The sequence below is a fragment of the Alloalcanivorax marinus genome (assembly GCF_016785095.1).
GTDB lineage: Bacteria > Pseudomonadota > Gammaproteobacteria > Pseudomonadales > Alcanivoracaceae > Alloalcanivorax > Alloalcanivorax marinus_A.
In genome coordinates this window covers 556,632-572,865 of record NZ_JAEKJB010000008.1, presented here as the reverse complement: position 1 = coordinate 572,865, position 16,234 = coordinate 556,632, and the positions used below count along the sequence as shown (strand labels likewise).

Sequence of the window (16,234 nt, the reverse complement as noted above, 5' to 3'; positions counted from 1 at the left end):
GGGTGGCGGCAAGGGAGGCTCGACGTTGGTCGAAAGCGGTGTCGCCGATGCTATGATGAGCGCGGTTTGAACAGGGGCACTATCGTGACGGCAAACGTGACGGCACACATTCTGATCGTTGACGACGAGCCGAGGGTGGCGGAGCCGCTGAGCTTCGCCCTCAAGCGGGAGCATTTCCGGGTCACCCACGTGGAGCGGGGCGAGCAGGCGCTGGCGGTGCTGGATAAGGACCCGCCGGCGCTGGTGGTGCTGGACGTGGGCCTGCCGGACATCAACGGCTTCGACGTGCTCAAGCGGGTGCGTCGGGACAGCGAGGTGCCGGTGCTGTTTCTGACCGCCCGCGAGGACGAACTGGACCGCATCCTGGGCCTGGAGCTGGGCGGCGACGACTATGTCACCAAGCCGTTCAGTCCCCGCGAGGTGGTGGCCCGGGTGCGCGCCATCCTCAAGCGCCAGGGCGCCGCGCCGGCGGCCACGCCGGTGCCGGACTGGCGCGTGGACGAGCACGCCGCCCGGGCCTGGTTCCGCGACCGGCCCCTCACCCTGACTCTTTCGGAATACCGGATTCTGGAAGCCCTGGTGCGGCACCCGGGCCAGGTGTTCAGCCGCGCCCGGCTGCTGGACATTTGCGGCAGCGAGGAAGACAGCTTCGAGCGCGCCGTGGACACCCATATCAAGACCCTGCGCGCCAAGCTCCGGCCCCTGGGCGGCGATGCCTGGATCGTGACCCGCCGTGGCCTGGGCTATGTGCTGGAACGGCCATGAAGCTGAGCCGCCAACTGCTGCTGATTTTCTTCCTGGTGATGGGGCTGGTGAGCTGGTTCACCATGGACCTGGTGCTCGGCGAGGCCAAGCCGCTGGTACGCCAGTCGGCGGAGGAGACCCTGGTGGACGCCGCCAACCTGCTGGCGGAAATCATCGCCTCGGACGCGGGCGAACAGCGGCTGACGATTACCCCGGATTTGCGGGCCGCTCTGCAGCGTTACGCGGACCGTTCCCCCGCCGCCTCCATCTGGGGCCTGAACAAGAACCGCACCGACACCCATATCTATGTCACCGATGCCCGGGGCGTGGTGCGGTTCGATTCCCAGGGTATGAACGAAGGCGAGGATTTCTCGCAATGGAACGATGTGTTGCTGACCCTGCAGGGCAAGTACGGCGCCCGTACCACCCGCTCCGACCCGGATGATCCCACTTCCTCGGTGCTGTACGTGGCGGCGCCGATACGTCACGACGGCACCCTGATCGGCGTGGTCACCCTGGGCAAGCCCGGCGCCTCGATCCAGCCGTTCGTGGCGCAGGCGGAGAGGCGGCTGATCCGCTACGGCTGGATGGCGCTGACCGTGTGCCTGCTGATGGGGGTTGGCCTGGCCTGGTGGATCAGCCGCCGGGTGGGGAGGTTGCGCGCCTATGCGCTGGCGGTGGCGGAAGGCGGGCGGCCGGCGCCGCCGCGCTTCCGGGTACGCGACGAAATTCACGATCTGGCGCGGGCGGTTACCGCCATGCGCCGGCGCCTGGAAGAGCGCTCCCGTCTGGAAAATCACACCGCCATGCTCACCCATGAAATGAAAAGCCCGCTGGCGGCGATTCGTGGTGCCGGGGAAATTCTCGCCGAGGAAGTCAGCGACCCGGCCCTGCACCGGCTCACCGACAATGTGGTGCACGAGAGCCAGCGGCTCAGTGACCTGCTGGATCGCATGCTGGCGCTGGCCCGTCTGGAAAAACTGGAAAGCCTGCCGCCCCGACGCGATCAAGCTCTGGCACCGTTGCTGGAAGAGTGGCGCCGCAGCCGCCAGGTGCTGCTTGATGGCAAGCAGCTTGTTGTGGCACTGGAGGGCGAAGCGGTGCTGCGCCTAGACCCGGACACCGCCCGGCTGGCGCTGTTCAACCTGCTCGACAATGGGCTGCGCTTCGCCGACGCCGGCTCCACCCTGGTGGTGGCTGGCTGGCGCGACGGGGACAGCGGAGGCGTCACGGTCACCAACCACGGCCCGCGCATTCCGGACTACGCCCTGGAGCGCGTCAGCGAACGCTTCTATTCCCTACCGGCGCCGGGCGAGGAGAAAAGCTCCGGCCTGGGCCTGGCCATGGTCCGCGAAGTGGCTGAACTGCACGGCGGCTGGCTGCGTGTCGAAAACCTCGACCACGGCGTGCGCGTCACGCTTTGCCTGGGCTGAGAGCGCACACGAAACGCCCACATTCCCCCCACACCCGCCGGGCAAGCTGGCCGCTCCGAACCAAGGGAGACGACCATGGCCCAGAGCCCATTGAAAAAAATCCTGATCATCATCGGCCTGATGATGGTGTTGGTGGCGCCGCTGCTGATGATCCAGGCGAAGATCAACGAACGCCAGCAGCGCGCGGCGATGGTAAGCCAGGAGGTAAGCCGCCAATACGCCGGCGAGCAGACCGTGTCCGGCCCGGTCATCATGGTGCCCCAGGTGCGCCGCCACGAGGTTGCCTACCAGGACCAGGAAAGCGGCGAACGCCGTACCCGCGCCGAGTTCCGGCACGAGCTGGCCAGCCAGGTGCCGGACACCCTGACCATCGAAGGGCAGCTCAAGACCCGCACCCTGTACCGGGGCATCTACGGGACACCGGTCTACCAGAGTGGCCTGAACCTGGAAGCGCGTTTTCCGGAAAACTGGCAGCAGGTGTCCGACCGCGCTGTGCGCGATCGCGGCCCGGCGCTGTTGGTATTGCGGGTCGGCGATTTGCGTGGTTTGGCGGAACGGCCCCGGCTGCGTATCGGTGAACGAACCCTGCCGCTGCTGGAGCCCGGCGAGATACCGGAAGCCCTGGGCGGCAATGTGCTGGTGGCGCCGCTGCCCCGGGAACTGGAGGGGCCCTTCACCGTTTCCGTGGACCTCAACCTCAATGGCAGCCGGTCGCTGGCGGCCCTGCCCCTGGCCAAGGAAACGCGCATGACCCTGCGCGGCGACTGGCCGCACCCCGGGTTCACCGGCCTGTTGCTGCCGGCGGACCGGGAGATCTCCGACCAGGGGTTCATGGGGCGCTGGTACACCAACAGTCTGGCGGCGGCGAGCACCCTCGCCTGTGCCAGGGACACGGCGCGGTGCCAGGAGCGCGACAAGGCGTTGCGGGTGGAGCTGGTGCAGCCGGTCACCGGCCTGCTTTCCAGCGAGCGGGCACTCAAATACAGCTACCTGATCGTCGGCCTGACCTTCGCCGCTTTCTTCCTGTTCGAGGTGATGCGGCGCGTGTCCGTGCATCCCATGCAGTATCTGCTGGTGGGGCTGGCGCTGGCCATGTTCTATCTGCTGCTGGTGGCGTTGGGCGAACATCTGGATTTCGCCTGGGCCTATGGCATCGGCGGGCTGGCCTGTGTCGGCCTGATCGGCGTGTATCTCAGCGCCGTGTTGCGTTCCCGGAAAGCGGGGTGGGGGTTCGCCGGCGCCCAGGGGCTGGTGCTGGCGTTGATCTACGCCATCCTCAATGCCGAGGACTACGCCCTGCTGATGGGATCGCTGTTGCTGTTCGCCACGCTGGCGGCGGTGATGTTACTGACCCGTCATGTGGATTGGGGCGCCCACGCTCGTGGTCAGCAAGGTACTTCGTGAAGGAAAGAACGGGCCGGGGCAATGAATGCCCCGGCCGTGGCGGTGTGATCAGCCGTCGATGGTGGCGGCGTCGGAACCCTGCATGGCGTTCACTTCTTCCACGTCCACCAGGGTACGACCGTCGTCGTGGTCCACTTCGCCGACCAGGTCCAGGCGCGTGCCGGTCTGCAGCTGGCGGTCGCCGGTGAGGCCGGTGTCCAGTTCGATCTCGATGGTGCCGGCGGTGTCGCGCAGCAGGTAATGTTCATCTTCCATGACCTGCACCACTTCACCGCTGAGGTGCACCATCTTGCCTTCCTCAATGCCCTGCTTGATGGCGGCGCTGTCCGCCTGGATGGCGTCGCCGGCGTGGGCCACGGAGAAGGTACCCGCCAGGGCGGCGGCGATGATCAGCTTTTTCATGGCAATCCTCCTTGTTCGCTCGGATACGAGTAAGGAGTATGGCAGCCGAAAGGGCCCTTTGTTGCCGCCTGGTTGTAAAGGAGCATTAAAAGCCGGGGTGCGGCTCCATAGGGTGGGGGACTGTAGGAGCGACTTCAGTCGCGATGAAGATGGCACGGGCCTACACCGAGACGCGGTCTCAGCTGGAGGGTTCGGCCCCCGATTACCGCTAAGGCCCCTCGCCCTGCGGCAACGGCGGCCACCACCCCTGAATGGCGCCGTCCTCTATTGCCGCCAGATCACCGAACTGCAGTAGCACGAATTCGCTCTGGGTGGGCCGGAAGAAGATCAGGTCGCCCACCTCCAGGTCGGTGGCCGGGGAGCCGTTGTACATCATCTGGTTGGTGCTCACGCCATACAGACTATTGCTCTCGATGCCCGGCGGCGACACCGGTTGCGCTTTCCAGTAGCCGCCATAAATGAAGTAGGTGCGCCGTCGGTTCGGGTCCCACAGGGTCCAGGCGTCGCCGAGGGGCACCGGGCCGGGCAGGTCGAGGCCGTTCCGGGCCTTGAGCACCGGGGTGGCGATGAACGCCGCCGGCTCGAAGGCGGCCAGGGTGTCCAGGTCGAAGTCGCTGGGTTTGACCAGGGCGGAGCCGGCGGCCAGTTCGTTGAGTGGTGTTTCGTCGCCGTGCAGGGCGAAAGTGGGGCTGCCGGCGCCGTTGAAGGTGAGCGGCTGGTCCCGGTAGCGCGGATGGGTGTGGTACAGCCGGTCGATGAAGCCCTGGTACACCGCCTGGCTTTTGCGCAGGGAGTCCTCGCGGCTTTCCAGAATCGCCGGTACCTTGCCGACATGGGCGTCGTAGCCCATGAAACCGCTGAACGCCAGATGTTCGGGGTGGGCGTCGATCAGGGTCATCAGGGCGTCCAGCTCATGGGGGTCGGCGAGGCCTCCCCGGTGCAGGCCCACGTCCAGTTCCAGGTTGACGCGCAGGCGCCGGTTCAGGCGCCGGGCCAGGCCCAGGTATTGTCGCAGCCGGGGTTCGCTGTCGATCAGCCATTGCAGCTGGCGGTCCGGGTCGAAGCCGGCGTCCGCCGGCAGCTCCTCATAGAAGCGCGCCGCCGCGTTCACCGGCATGGGCTTGCCCAGCAGCAGGTCGCAGCCCGGCTCGGCGGCGGCCAGGGCATTGATGAACGGCTGGTGGAACACCATGGCCCGGCGGCTGCCGGTTTCCGCCATCACCGCCTGGATCAGCGGCACGCTGGGCAAGGACTTGGCGACGATGCGGTAATCCCGGCCCGGTGGCAGGCGTTCCATCAGGCGCCGGCAGTTGTCGGCCAGCCGCTGGCGGTCGATAAGCAGCACCGGCCGGCCCGGGCCCCGGTTGCGCAGCAGTTCGTTGAGGCCCTGGAAATAGGGCGGATGGGGCGCGCCCCGGTCGCCGGGTTTGAGCCACCAGGCCACCGCCAGGCCGCCGCCGAGGGCGAGCAGGAAGGTGCGTCGTTTCATGGTTGTTATCCGTTTTCGAGGAACAAACGCCTGAGGTGATCATTGAGCAGACGGCCGTTTGGGTCCAGTTCCTGGCGGATTGCCAGGAAGTCGTCGAAGCGCGGGTACAGCGCGCGCAACTCCGTGGCGCCCAGGCCATGGAGTTTGCCCCAGTGGGGCCGGCCCTGGCAGCGCCTCAGCACCGGTTCGGTGGCCTCGAACAGTGGCCGGTAGTCCTGCTTGTAATACTGGTGCACGGAGATACTGGCGCCGGGGCGCTGGCTGAACATGGAGAGCAGGGTGTCGTCGGCGGCCACATAGCGGAACTCGATCGGGAAGAACACATTGATGTCGCGCTCGCGGATCGTCTCGCACACCTGGCGCAGGCAGTCCACGCCCCGCTCCGCGGGCACCGTGTATTCCATCTCGTTGAAGCGCACCGTGCGGCGGTTGGCGTAAATCTTGTGGGCCGGCCCCCAGCGGCGGTTCTCCTCGACGAAGAAAGTCACCAGTTTCTGCAGCGTCGAAGTCAGCCAGCCGGCGCGCATGGCCAGCTCGGAGACCATTTCCAGCAGGTCGTTGCTGTCGTCCTGGGCCAGGTTGTCGTCTTCCCGGTCGGTGGGCGTCATGGTTTTCACGATGGCGGTACCGCCCAGGGGGAAGGCGAAGAATTCGATGTTGCGGAAGTTGTCCTTTTCCCGCGCCACGAAGTCCATGGCTTCGTCCAGGGGCAGGGTCCAGGTGTGCTCCTCCAGGCGGTAGGCGGGCGTGGTGCGCAGCGACACCTCGGTGACCAGGCCCAGGGCGCCCACCGAGCAGCGCGCGGCGTCGAACAGCTCGCCGTCCTTCGCCGTCAGCCGGTGGCGCCGGCCGGTCATGTCCAGCAGGGTGAGCCCGTCCACCTGGGCGGACAGGCTGGGCAGCCCCAGGCCGGTGCCGTGGGTGCTGGTGGCGATGGCCCCGGCCAGGGATTGCAGGTTGATGTCCGGTTCGTTGATCAGGCTTTGCCCCTCGCCCCAGGCCTGGGCGCCGGCCTGGGCGATGCGGGTGCCGGCGCCGAAGTGCAGCACGTCGCCATCGCGGCCGCGCAGGCCGGCCATCGCTTCCAGGGAGACCAGGGTGTCGTCGGTGGGCACCACGCCGCTGAACGAGTGGCTGCCGCCGAAGGCGCGCACCGTGCCGGTGGTGGCGGCCAGCAATTGCTTCAGGGCGTCCTCGGTGGCCGGATAGGCCAGATCCCGGGGGCGGGCGCTCTGGTTACCGGACCAGTTTTGCCACTGGCCGCCGCCCGGTTGCTCCGAGGCGCGGGCCAGGGTGGGCAGGGCGCCGGCCCCGGCGGTGGCCGCCAGCGCCTTGAGAAAGCCGCGGCGGTCCAGGGAAAGATTGAAAGCCATGATGGTTCCCGTTTGTTTTTATGGAACCATCGTACCAATCCCGCAGCGAGGCGCAATTGACTCAGGGGCCGTCCGCCCCGGGGTCGGGAGTCACAGCCGGTAAGCGGCCAGCCACTGCTCCAGTTGCGCCGGCTGCATGGCGCCGGCCTGGCGGGCCAGCTCACGGCCCTCGCGGAACACGATCAGGGTGGGGATGCTGCGAATGCCAAAGCGCCCGGCCAGGGCCGGCTCCGCTTCGGTGTCGAGCTTGGCGAAGCGCAGGTCCGGCTCGAGCCGGCCGGCGGCCTGCGCGAACACCGGCGCCATCACCTTGCAGGGGCCGCACCAACTGGCCCAGAAATCCACCACCACGGGCAGCTCCGAGCGTTCCACCACGGCGCTGAAATTGGCGCTGGTAAGGGTGATCGGGGCGCCCTCGAACAGGGGGCGTTTGCATTTGCCGCAGCGCGGGCCGTCGGCGCGGCGGGCCGCCGGAATGCGGTTGACCGCTCCGCAGTGGGCGCAGCCCAGGGTCAGGGTGTCGGACATGACGCGGGTCTCCGGTTACGCATCCTGTTTATATGATGGCGCCGGGACCCGCTTCAAGCGCTGTCAGAGATCAATGCCGAGCTGGTCCCAGAGTTCGTCCACGCGCTGCTTCACGTCCGCGTCCATGGTGATCGGCGTGCCCCACTCGCGGCTGGTTTCACCGAGCCATTTGGTAGTGGCGTCCAGGCCCATCTTGGAGCCCAGGCCGGCCACCGGAGAAGCGAAGTCCAGGTAGTCGATGGGGGTGTTCTCCACCAGCACCGTGTCCCGGGCCGGGTCCATGCGGGTGGTGATCGCCCACATCACGTCCTTCCAGTCGCGGGCGTTCACATCGTCGTCGCAGACGATCACGAACTTGGTGTACATGAACTGGCGCAGGAACGACCACACCCCCATCATCACCCGCTTGGCGTGGCCGGCGTACTGCTTCTTCATGGTCACCACCGCCATGCGGTAGGAGCAGCCCTCCGGCGGCAGATAGAAATCCACGATCTCCGGGAACTGCTTGCGCAGGATCGGCACGAACAGCTCGTTCATGGCCAGGCCCAGCACCGCCGGCTCATCCGGCGGCCGGCCGGTGTAGGTGCTGTGGTAGATCGGATCGCGACGGTGGGTGATGCGCTCCACGGTGAACACCGGGAAACGCTCCACCTCGTTGTAATAACCGGTGTGGTCGCCGAACGGCCCTTCGTCCGCCATCTCGCCGGGATAAATATGCCCCTCCAGCACGAACTCGGCGCTGGCCGGAACCTGCAGATCCGAGCCCAGACACTTCACCAGCTCGGTTTTGCTGCCGCGCAGCAAGCCGGCGAAGGCGTACTCGCTGAGGCTGTCCGGCACCGGCGTCACCGCGCCCAGAATGGTGGCCGGGTCCGCCCCCAAGGCCACCGCCACCGGGAACGGCTCGCCCGGGTGCGCCTCCTGCCACTCCTGGAAATCCAGCGCCCCGCCCCGGTGTCCCAGCCAGCGCATGATCAGCTTGTTACGGCCGATCAACTGCTGGCGGTAGATGCCCAGGTTCTGGCGCTCCTTATGCGGCCCCCGGGTGATCACCAGCGGCCAGGTCACCAGCGGCCCGGCGTCGCCCGGCCAGCAGGTCTGGATCGGCAGTTGGCCCAGATCCACGTCCTCGCCCTCGATCACCTGCTGCTGGCAGGGCCCGCTGCCGCTCACCTTCGGGCTCATGCTCAGCACCTTGCGGAAAATCGGCAGCTTCTCCCAGGCATCGCGGAACCCCTTGGGCGGCTCCGGCTCCTTAAGAAACGCCAGCAGCTCACCCAGCTCGCGCAGCTCCTGCACGGAATCCCGGCCCATACCCAGCGCCACCCGCCGCTCGGTGCCGAACAGATTGCCCAACACCGGAATCGAAGAGCCCTTCGGGTTCTCGAACAACAACGCCGGCCCGCCCGCCTTCAGCGTGCGGTCGCAAATCTCCGTCATCTCCAGGCGCGGGTCCACCTCGGCGGTAATGCGTTTCAGCTCGCCCTGCTGTTCCAGTTGCTGGATGAAGTCACGAAGATCGCGGTATTTCATGAAAAACGGTCTCGCCGGCTACAAGGTGGCGGCAGTATAACAGCCCACCCGCCGCGCACGATGCCATGACGTCCACCCTCCGCGGGTCTGCAGTAGGAGCGACTGGGCGGGGCTCCGCTTCAGTCGCGATAAGCGCCCCGAAGATCGTGACAGAAGCGGAGCCCCGCCCGGCCGCCCCGGCCGCAGCCCACACGGACGCCATGCTTGATGCCGGCAAACAAAGCGGTCACGCGAACGGGGACGGACCCCTAATGATAGGTTTGTAACTATATGAAATATCTGGTTTATTCGGCTTTATATCAAAACACAGAAGCTGGGATATGACGCTGGCGCGTTCATTGGATATTCGAGCCGGCGTCCTAATACCTGTTATGTGTACCAAGGAAATTTGAGTGCTATATCTGATTGGTCTTGTGTTCTTTGCCTGGGTTCTTTTTTTCGGCGGAGCCGGGCGCTTAGAAAATACAGTTTTAGGTTATTTCGATTTTGGTTTGGCGGGTGAGGAAACTGTCTTTATAAAAGCCGTGGCTTGGGCCGGTCTCATCGTTTGCGGGCTGTTTTAGGTTTCTGGTTTGTCTGGCTAGTGCACAAGGCCCGAGAAAGCACATAACAAGTTGTTGTAGTTTGTTTCGGCCTGCGGCCTCCACCGGACGCCCCTGTCGGGGCGCCGCTAAACAAAAGCGTTAGATGAATACAGGTTTATAGATGAAATGTTTTCAGAACTAGTTAAATATAAAACAGAAGAAGAGTATCTGTACAACGAGCAACCGGAAATAACGGAGCGTGTTCTTGTGCTGAGAGATATAATACAGAATCGAAAGATGAGCCATCGAGTACTTGGAATTTCTGGAATATATCCATTTAAACGGCCAAGAAAGATATATGAAATGAGGTTTGTGACAGTTAGTACAAATAGAACCTACTTTGCGGCCTTGAAAGAGGTTAAAGGTGTATTTGGATTGTTTTATCAAGAGACTGGTATCCTGCCGTCAATAAAGCCAATGCCTAAGGAGTTTTTAGAGCACCCTAAAGGTATTTCTCCAAATACTTACAGAGCCTTATTAACAAGAGGGATGTGTATATATGGCGCTTAAGAATGATTATTTACAAATAGCGAAGAGAGCGTTAAAGGCTAGTAATGACACCCGAAAAGTGCAAGAAAAATCAGCTTTTCTAGCCTATCATGCGTTTGAGTCGGCTGGGTGTGCTTTAGCTGACCACGACGGACAAGGCGTGGGTCCCAGCGTTAGTCACAATCAGAAGATTCAGCGGTTTCAGCAGGCTGCTGTTAACCATTGTGACAGCGCAACGCAATCAAAAATTGCGACAACTGCTGTTCTTTTGCATAACTTGAGAAATAAGCTTTTATACCCCAATTATGATGCTTCTAGTGGAACATTTTCTAGGCCTGAGAATATGCTAACACAAAGTCAATCTAACTCATTGAGAAATGATGTTAAAGGTATTGCAGACGAAGTGGGAAAAATCATCTAATAAAGAATTTAAAAATGATTCGAAAAGCTTGGTAGTTTCGCTTCGCTCAAGTATAGCCAAGCGCTGCTCACACCTTAATGCGGCGTTAGCACTACCTTGGCTTCAAGCCATAAATTTATAAGGAATCTGAGTTGGATTTTGATTTACTGCTAAAAAAACCAAATATTGAACCGTTAGATAACAATACTCAGCGAATCAGAAGGAATCTATTAGTCGCTTCGAGTATCGGAATTATTTTAACCATTGGCTCTGCAACTTTTGGCAGTCAAAATGGGTTCTCAGGCTTTAAGTTTGAGGACTTAAACATACTCCATGTTTACCTGTTCCTCATTGCAGCGTTGGTGTACTTTCTATGTCACTTCTTGTGGGCGTCTTCAGATCATTTGAAAGAAAATAGACACAGACTAACAGGTATAAAAATACCTAAGGCTACTGCCGCGAGCTACGCGACCTCATCAACATTTGAGCCTCGCACTAACGAGGAAAGACAGACTACACTGTTTTCATGGTGGAAGGGGCAGCGACAACAATCTGAACGCTTTCAAACTATAATTAATTCTATTGAGGAAAATATAGAAGAATATCGGTATGAAACGGCAATCAATAGCATCAAAAATCAAATCGAGGAAATGAGTTCAAAAACTGAATACATTGAATTCGCATTAATTAGGTTTGAAAGTGGTTTCTGGAAACATCAACGCAGCCAAATTCTTAGGTGGTTTTTGTTTGATATAGGTATACCTTGTCTGCTGGCAAGCGCTTCTATTATTTTGTTGTCCATAAAAGTATATGGCTTAATTTGTGAATAATGCTGACAAAAGCTTGTAGACTGACGCCAAACCTTCCTCATTTTTGTGTCACTCGCTGCGCTCAAACATTAACACAAAAACGCTCCTGTTTTGGCGCAGCTGAAGCGGGCGTTAAGCGTCTACAGGGCCATTGCATCACTCGAAGAATCTTGGAAAGTAACGATAAAGCATCTGAGAGCAGGCCGTGGTTTGCTGCCTCCGGAAATGCTCTTTGAAGAAGAAAGGTATGTGACGAGGAATATGCCGAATACTTTGATCACAATGAATTAGAGTTGGCCATGAATGCTCTTGATGATCTTGGTCTGCTATGTGGAGCACCGAATGAGTTCTGGCATCAGCTCGAATCGGCAGCATCAAATATGGGGCTTGCAGATGATGCGGAACGGTTCAAAATGATAAAAAAACTTAATAGCTTATTTCAGTACGTTTCCGCCCTGCTGGGTCCCCACCGGACTGCCTTTTCTCAGCTTCTCGGCCCTGAGGCCGCTGGTGAATGTGGGCATTAGGAAATTCAGGAGGCATGCGATCGACTCCGATATAGATAACGAGCTGTCGGCCGTTTATGAAGAGATCATGTGGCTTGCTGGTCGCCCAAATGTCACCCCGAGTGTGGCTCGATCTTGGTATACCCATGCAACTGTCGAGCGGCTCAAGAAGAGAGTTCGCATGTTTACGGGTCGCGTCTCGAAACGAGCCTCCTGTTTCGAGGAGGAGTTGCGGCTGGAGCACTTTTTGAGAATTCAGACCACACTGACGCAACTGGTTAAAAGGCATCTTACGGACGATTACCGAGACGCCCAAGAGTTTATCGAAACCATCAAGCGCTGCGAGCAGGTTCATATTGTAACTAGATCTGAGAATTATGCCGCGATGAAAGCAAAAGGCGACTATCAGGATGCTGGTATAGAGCTCGTGGACTGGTCTTCGCTGGACTATGAAACTCAATCTAAGCTGTGGGAAAAAATGCTAAGGGGAAAGGTGGCCAATCATGATGAGTACCGGCCGAGAGGTTATTCGTAATAGAGTGCATCAGTACGAGGCCGGTGGCGCCTGGCGCCACTGTCGTGGACCCGCTTTTCTCGACGTTATGTGTGAATCATGCTAAAGAAAATTGCTTGGTCCTTCGTTGTGATTCTTTTTGCGGTCGTGCTATTGCCGCAGTTCGTGTATTGGTGGGGGCTGTCGAATTTAGATCAACCACCAAAGCCTTCGGAGTCAAAATTGACTCCTGAGCGCGAATTGAAAATCTGGCTGGATGGGAAAGAAGTGGGAGTGCCTAAAGTCCAGCCAATAACTGCTTATGGTTATATTATGAACGTGCACTGTCAGGCAAAACAGGGGTTGTATGCCGAGGTTTGTATGGGTAAATATCCTGGGCTTAGATTGGCGTCACTGGCTGTCAGGCCCCAAGTATCGGATGCCGTTCATGGCAAAGGTAGTTCGATATGGCAGGTTACATGGGCTGCATACGCAATCTGGGCCACCAGAAATTGGGATATTCATCAAATCCTGGCAACCTATGATGAAGCGTATGGCACATAAAAGAAGCAGCGGGCCGATCCTTGGCAGCTGTGCCAGACGTTAGGAAAAAATGAAAGCCGCTCTTTTCTTATATCGCGCCGCAGCATTTTTAATACTGATATTCCAACAGTGGTATTCTATTCGGGCTATTCGCATGTGCTCGGCTTTGAGCCATTCTATTGGATCGCGCGCAGCAAAGCTGCGCCGGTGTTTGAGACGTCAGAAATCTATGAAGAAGACCTTGTTATTTTCATTGCTGCTGCTCGTGTCTGGTTGCACTCACTTATACAAAATGTATGAGTACGAAGGAGTCGATCTAGAAAGCAAGTTTGGCACGATTGGGGTTTCTGTATCTGGAACGTGGAATGAAATTAGCAAAGAGCCAGAAATTACAGAATTGGCTTCCCCATACACTATGCGTATTGGGTTTGTTACGCCTGACGAGCCTGGTGAAAAAATAATGATAAAGGTGATTTCTATCGGGCCTAGCTTGGAAGCAGTTAACTATTGCAAAGCAAACGAAAATGGTAGAACCAAAAAGTCATTCGCCTATAAATCAGAATCAAAAAGCTCCTGGTATGCTGTGGTTATCTCCAATATAAAGCCAGATCACAAGCCGTTGACATTAAAATTTGAGCTCCATTATCAGGGTGCCATTGAATATTACGAAGTTGTGCTAAATCCAAAATACTGGGAAGAGCACAGGAATAATTTCTACGATGGAATTATGAGCGTGTAAATGCCTAAAGGCCGCTTTAATTCGTTCCCGTCAAAAAAGCGTGGCCTCCATTGCGCTCGCTAACGTTCGCCGTTTAGCGGGGGTGGTATGGATTATGAGGTTTAAGTGCGACTTAAAGTGATTAAATTTGTGTCGGACGAGCTGGAAGATTGGCCCTCTCTGAGGGAAAAGTATATTTGTGATGGTTCCTGGTCGGCCGAGTTTCATTTGGTTATCACCAATAAAGGTGTTCTTGAACTTAGGCCATGCTCTGACGAGATTGGCCCTATGGGATTGATGCCAGATAGTGCTTAAAAAGGTCGCAGCCGGGTTCGCCAAAGGCACCACGGGAATCCCGGTCAGGGTACTATCCTGGCGTTAGTCATCACGTGAGAGCGGTAGCGCAGAAATGATGGAAGAGAAGAAACAAAAAAGTTCGGTGCGGAAGCGCGCGGATGAAATAAAAGGTGACCGCTGCAAGAACTTGATTGCCGTGATTGAAGACCCGAGCGATATCAGGAATATAGGCACGGTCATTCGCAACGTGAATGCCTTGGGTGTGGAGAAGGTGTACGTGATCGATCCCCGGTCAGCCCTTCCGGACGATTGGCAAGAAATGCGGGAAACGAAAGCGCTCAACCAGACATCCGTTTCAGCTATCAAATGGAGTTTCGTCAAGCGCTTTGACAGCACCGAAGACTGCATAGTGCACCTGGAGAAGAATCGCTTTGTGTCGATCGTGACCTCTCCGCACGTCAAGGGGCGAAACAATGGCGTTCTCGATGAGGTGGACTTTACTGAGTGGTACAAGCTGGCCGTTTGGTTTGGCAATGAGTCTCGGGGTATCAGTGATACCGCTATTGCGCACAGTATCCTGTGCGTCAGCATCCCCATGTTCGGAATGATCGAGAGCTTTAATCTTGCCACCACATCCGGGATCGTCCTTTATGAGGTCACTAAGCAGCGCCGTGGATACCAAAGGAAGTATCGGAAAAGGAACAGGCGGGTTTCGGTGGATGATGCCTGACAAGTCGTCCTTTATCGCGACTGAAGTCGCTCCTACAGTTGCGGTACGTTCTGACGTTGGCCTGAAACGCAAAACGCCCCGGCGATGACCGGGGCGTTTTGCGTTACGGGGTCTTGTGGAGAGACCGTTGGTGTTACTTGCGCTTCATGGAGTCGAAGAACTCCGCGTTGGTCTTGGTCTGCTTCATGCGGTCGATGAGGAATTCCATGGCGCCGATTTCGTCCATGGGGTGCAGGACCTTGCGCAGAATCCACATCTTCTGCAGTTCGTCCTCGCTGACCAGGCGCTCTTCGCGGCGGGTGCCGGAGCGTTTGATGTTCATGGCCGGGAACACGCGCTTCTCGGCGACCTTGCGGTCCAGGTGCAGTTCCATGTTGCCGGTGCCCTTGAACTCCTCGTAGATCACTTCGTCCATCTTGGAGCCGGTTTCCACCAGGGCGGTGGCGAGGATGGTCAGGCTGCCACCTTCCTCGATGTTCCGGGCGGCGCCGAAGAAGCGCTTGGGTTTTTCCAGGGCGTGGGCGTCGACACCACCGGTGAGCACCTTGCCGGAGCTGGGCTGCACGGTGTTGTAGGCGCGCGCCAGACGGGTGATGGAGTCGAGCAGGATCACCACGTCCTGTTTGTGCTCCACCAGCCGCTTGGCTTTCTCGATCACCATCTCGGCGACCTGCACGTGGCGGGCCGGCGGTTCATCGAAGGTGGAGGCCACCACTTCGCCGCGCACCGTGCGTGACATCTCGGTCACTTCCTCGGGCCGCTCGTCGATCAGCAGCACGATCATGTGGGCTTCGGGATTGTTGCGGGCGATGGAGTGGGCGATGTTCTGCAGGAGCATGGTCTTACCGGCTTTGGGCGGGGCGACGATCAGGCCGCGCTGCCCTTTGCCGATCGGCGCCACAAGGTCGATCACCCGGGCGGTGATGTCCTCGGTGGAGCCGTTGCCGATTTCCATGACGAAGCGTTCCGTGGGGAATAGCGGCGTCAGGTTCTCGAACAGGATCTTGTTCTTGGCGTTTTCCGGGCGGTCGGTGTTGATCTCGTTGACCTTGAGCATGGCGAAGTAGCGTTCGCCATCCTTGGGGGGGCGGATCTTGCCGGAAATGGTGTCGCCGGTGCGCAGGTTGAAGCGCCGGATCTGGCTGGGGGAGACGTAGATGTCGTCCGGGCCGGCCAGGTAGGAGCCTTCCGCGGAGCGGAGGAAACCGAACCCGTCCTGCAGGATCTCCAGAACCCCGTCGCCGTAGATGTCGGAGCCGTTCTTGGCGGCTTTCTTGAGGATGGAGAAGATTACGTCCTGTTTGCGGGTTCTCGCCAGGTTCTCCAGGCCGAGTTCCTTGGCAATATCCAGCAGTTCGCCGATCGGCTTCTGTTTCAGTTCGGTTAGATTCATTGGAGTTTTACAGGGTGTCCAGAAATGAATTGACGGGATGCACCATGGGGTGGTGTCTCGATGGTCCGGCGCATCCGGGCCGACGGGCCTCGGGATGCTCTAATTGATTCGTTTTTCGGATCCAAAAATGGCGTGCATTCGCTGGGCCCTGTTTCGGCGGCCCTTACCAAAGCAATAAAGGGGGGCCGGACATGGCCTGACGCATCAAACGGGAACGAGTAAAGATGTGACCCTTGCGAATCACCGTGCGGCGGGGCCTGATTCCCAGGGGCCGGCGGCGGTGATTACCCCGTTAAGGACGTTTGCCGGAAAGGCGCAAAACGGACAAAACGGTGATCCCTGCCAGAGGGTGCGAATACGCTGATT

At 59.2% G+C, this 16,234-nt stretch carries 18 protein-coding genes; 12 read left to right on the top strand and 6 right to left on the bottom strand.

Annotated elements, in window-relative coordinates; all coding sequences use genetic code 11:
* Positions 1-84: 84 nt before the first annotated feature.
* From creB to creD, 3 genes are all read left to right on the top strand, one after another.
* Positions 85-765 (top strand): two-component system response regulator CreB, encoded by a 681-nt coding sequence (gene creB / locus JF515_RS09670; RefSeq protein ID WP_338015195.1) that lies wholly within the window; start codon positions 85-87, stop codon positions 763-765.
* Entirely contained in the window at positions 762-2,177 is a 1,416-nt protein-coding gene (gene creC / locus JF515_RS09665; protein ID WP_203103624.1) for a two-component system sensor histidine kinase CreC, read from the top strand. Before creB ends, creC begins: the two co-directional genes overlap by 4 nt.
* 75 nt (positions 2,178-2,252) lie before the next feature.
* The gene (creD, locus tag JF515_RS09660; RefSeq protein WP_203103622.1) at positions 2,253-3,581 is read left to right on the top strand and encodes a cell envelope integrity protein CreD; all 1,329 of its coding nucleotides are present in this window, start codon (positions 2,253-2,255) and stop codon (positions 3,579-3,581) included.
* Positions 3,582-3,629: 48 nt separating this feature from the next.
* Here the strand turns inward: creD and JF515_RS09655 are convergent, their stop codons facing one another.
* From JF515_RS09655 to ubiD, 5 genes are all read right to left on the bottom strand, one after another.
* Complete coding sequence (locus JF515_RS09655; RefSeq protein ID WP_203103620.1) at positions 3,630-3,983, bottom strand: NirD/YgiW/YdeI family stress tolerance protein; 354 nt, start codon at positions 3,981-3,983, stop codon at positions 3,630-3,632.
* Positions 3,984-4,191: 208 nt separating this feature from the next.
* Positions 4,192-5,472, bottom strand: a complete 1,281-nt coding sequence (locus JF515_RS09650) for an alanine racemase (RefSeq protein WP_203103618.1) — start codon at positions 5,470-5,472, stop codon at positions 4,192-4,194.
* A 5-nt stretch (positions 5,473-5,477) separates the two neighbouring features.
* A complete protein-coding gene (locus JF515_RS09645; RefSeq protein ID WP_203103616.1) occupies positions 5,478-6,845 on the bottom strand; it encodes a D-arabinono-1,4-lactone oxidase in 1,368 nt (455 codons plus the stop codon).
* Positions 6,846-6,935: 90 nt separating this feature from the next.
* Positions 6,936-7,373, bottom strand: coding sequence for a thioredoxin TrxC (gene trxC / locus JF515_RS09640; RefSeq protein WP_203103614.1), 438 nt, complete (start codon positions 7,371-7,373; stop codon positions 6,936-6,938).
* A gap of 63 nt (positions 7,374-7,436) precedes the next feature.
* A complete protein-coding gene (gene ubiD / locus JF515_RS09635; protein ID WP_203103612.1) occupies positions 7,437-8,906 on the bottom strand; it encodes a 4-hydroxy-3-polyprenylbenzoate decarboxylase in 1,470 nt (489 codons plus the stop codon).
* Between the two features lie 392 nt (positions 8,907-9,298).
* Here ubiD and JF515_RS09630 point away from each other — a divergent pair, with 392 nt between their 5' ends.
* The 9 genes from JF515_RS09630 (at position 9,299) to JF515_RS09590 (ending at position 14,475) form a co-directional block, all read left to right on the top strand.
* A complete protein-coding gene (locus JF515_RS09630; RefSeq protein ID WP_203103610.1) occupies positions 9,299-9,469 on the top strand; it encodes a hypothetical protein in 171 nt (56 codons plus the stop codon).
* Between the two features lie 147 nt (positions 9,470-9,616).
* Positions 9,617-10,000 (top strand): hypothetical protein, encoded by a 384-nt coding sequence (locus JF515_RS09625; protein WP_203103608.1) that lies wholly within the window; start codon positions 9,617-9,619, stop codon positions 9,998-10,000.
* Entirely contained in the window at positions 9,990-10,400 is a 411-nt protein-coding gene (locus JF515_RS09620) for a hypothetical protein (protein ID WP_203103606.1), read from the top strand. Before JF515_RS09625 ends, JF515_RS09620 begins: the two co-directional genes overlap by 11 nt.
* A gap of 131 nt (positions 10,401-10,531) precedes the next feature.
* Positions 10,532-11,209, top strand: a complete 678-nt coding sequence (locus tag JF515_RS09615) for a hypothetical protein (protein WP_203103604.1) — start codon at positions 10,532-10,534, stop codon at positions 11,207-11,209.
* Between the two features lie 278 nt (positions 11,210-11,487).
* The gene (locus JF515_RS09610; RefSeq protein ID WP_203103602.1) at positions 11,488-11,715 is read left to right on the top strand and encodes a hypothetical protein; all 228 of its coding nucleotides are present in this window, start codon (positions 11,488-11,490) and stop codon (positions 11,713-11,715) included.
* Positions 11,699-12,229, top strand: a complete 531-nt coding sequence (locus tag JF515_RS09605) for a hypothetical protein (RefSeq protein ID WP_203103600.1) — start codon at positions 11,699-11,701, stop codon at positions 12,227-12,229. The genes JF515_RS09610 and JF515_RS09605 overlap by 17 nt, the downstream gene beginning before the upstream one ends.
* A gap of 78 nt (positions 12,230-12,307) precedes the next feature.
* Positions 12,308-12,751 carry a hypothetical protein gene (locus JF515_RS09600; protein ID WP_203103598.1) on the top strand — a complete coding sequence of 148 codons (444 nt, stop codon included), beginning with the start codon at positions 12,308-12,310 and terminating at the stop codon, positions 12,749-12,751.
* A gap of 49 nt (positions 12,752-12,800) precedes the next feature.
* Complete coding sequence (locus JF515_RS09595) at positions 12,801-13,469, top strand: hypothetical protein (RefSeq protein ID WP_203103596.1); 669 nt, start codon at positions 12,801-12,803, stop codon at positions 13,467-13,469.
* Between the two features lie 388 nt (positions 13,470-13,857).
* Positions 13,858-14,475: a TrmH family RNA methyltransferase gene (locus JF515_RS09590; protein WP_203103594.1), complete on the top strand. Its 618-nt coding sequence runs from the start codon at positions 13,858-13,860 to the stop codon at positions 14,473-14,475.
* A gap of 133 nt (positions 14,476-14,608) precedes the next feature.
* Here the strand turns inward: JF515_RS09590 and rho are convergent, their stop codons facing one another.
* Entirely contained in the window at positions 14,609-15,868 is a 1,260-nt protein-coding gene (rho, locus tag JF515_RS09585; RefSeq protein WP_194297859.1) for a transcription termination factor Rho, read from the bottom strand.
* Between the last annotated feature and the right edge of the window lie 366 nt (positions 15,869-16,234).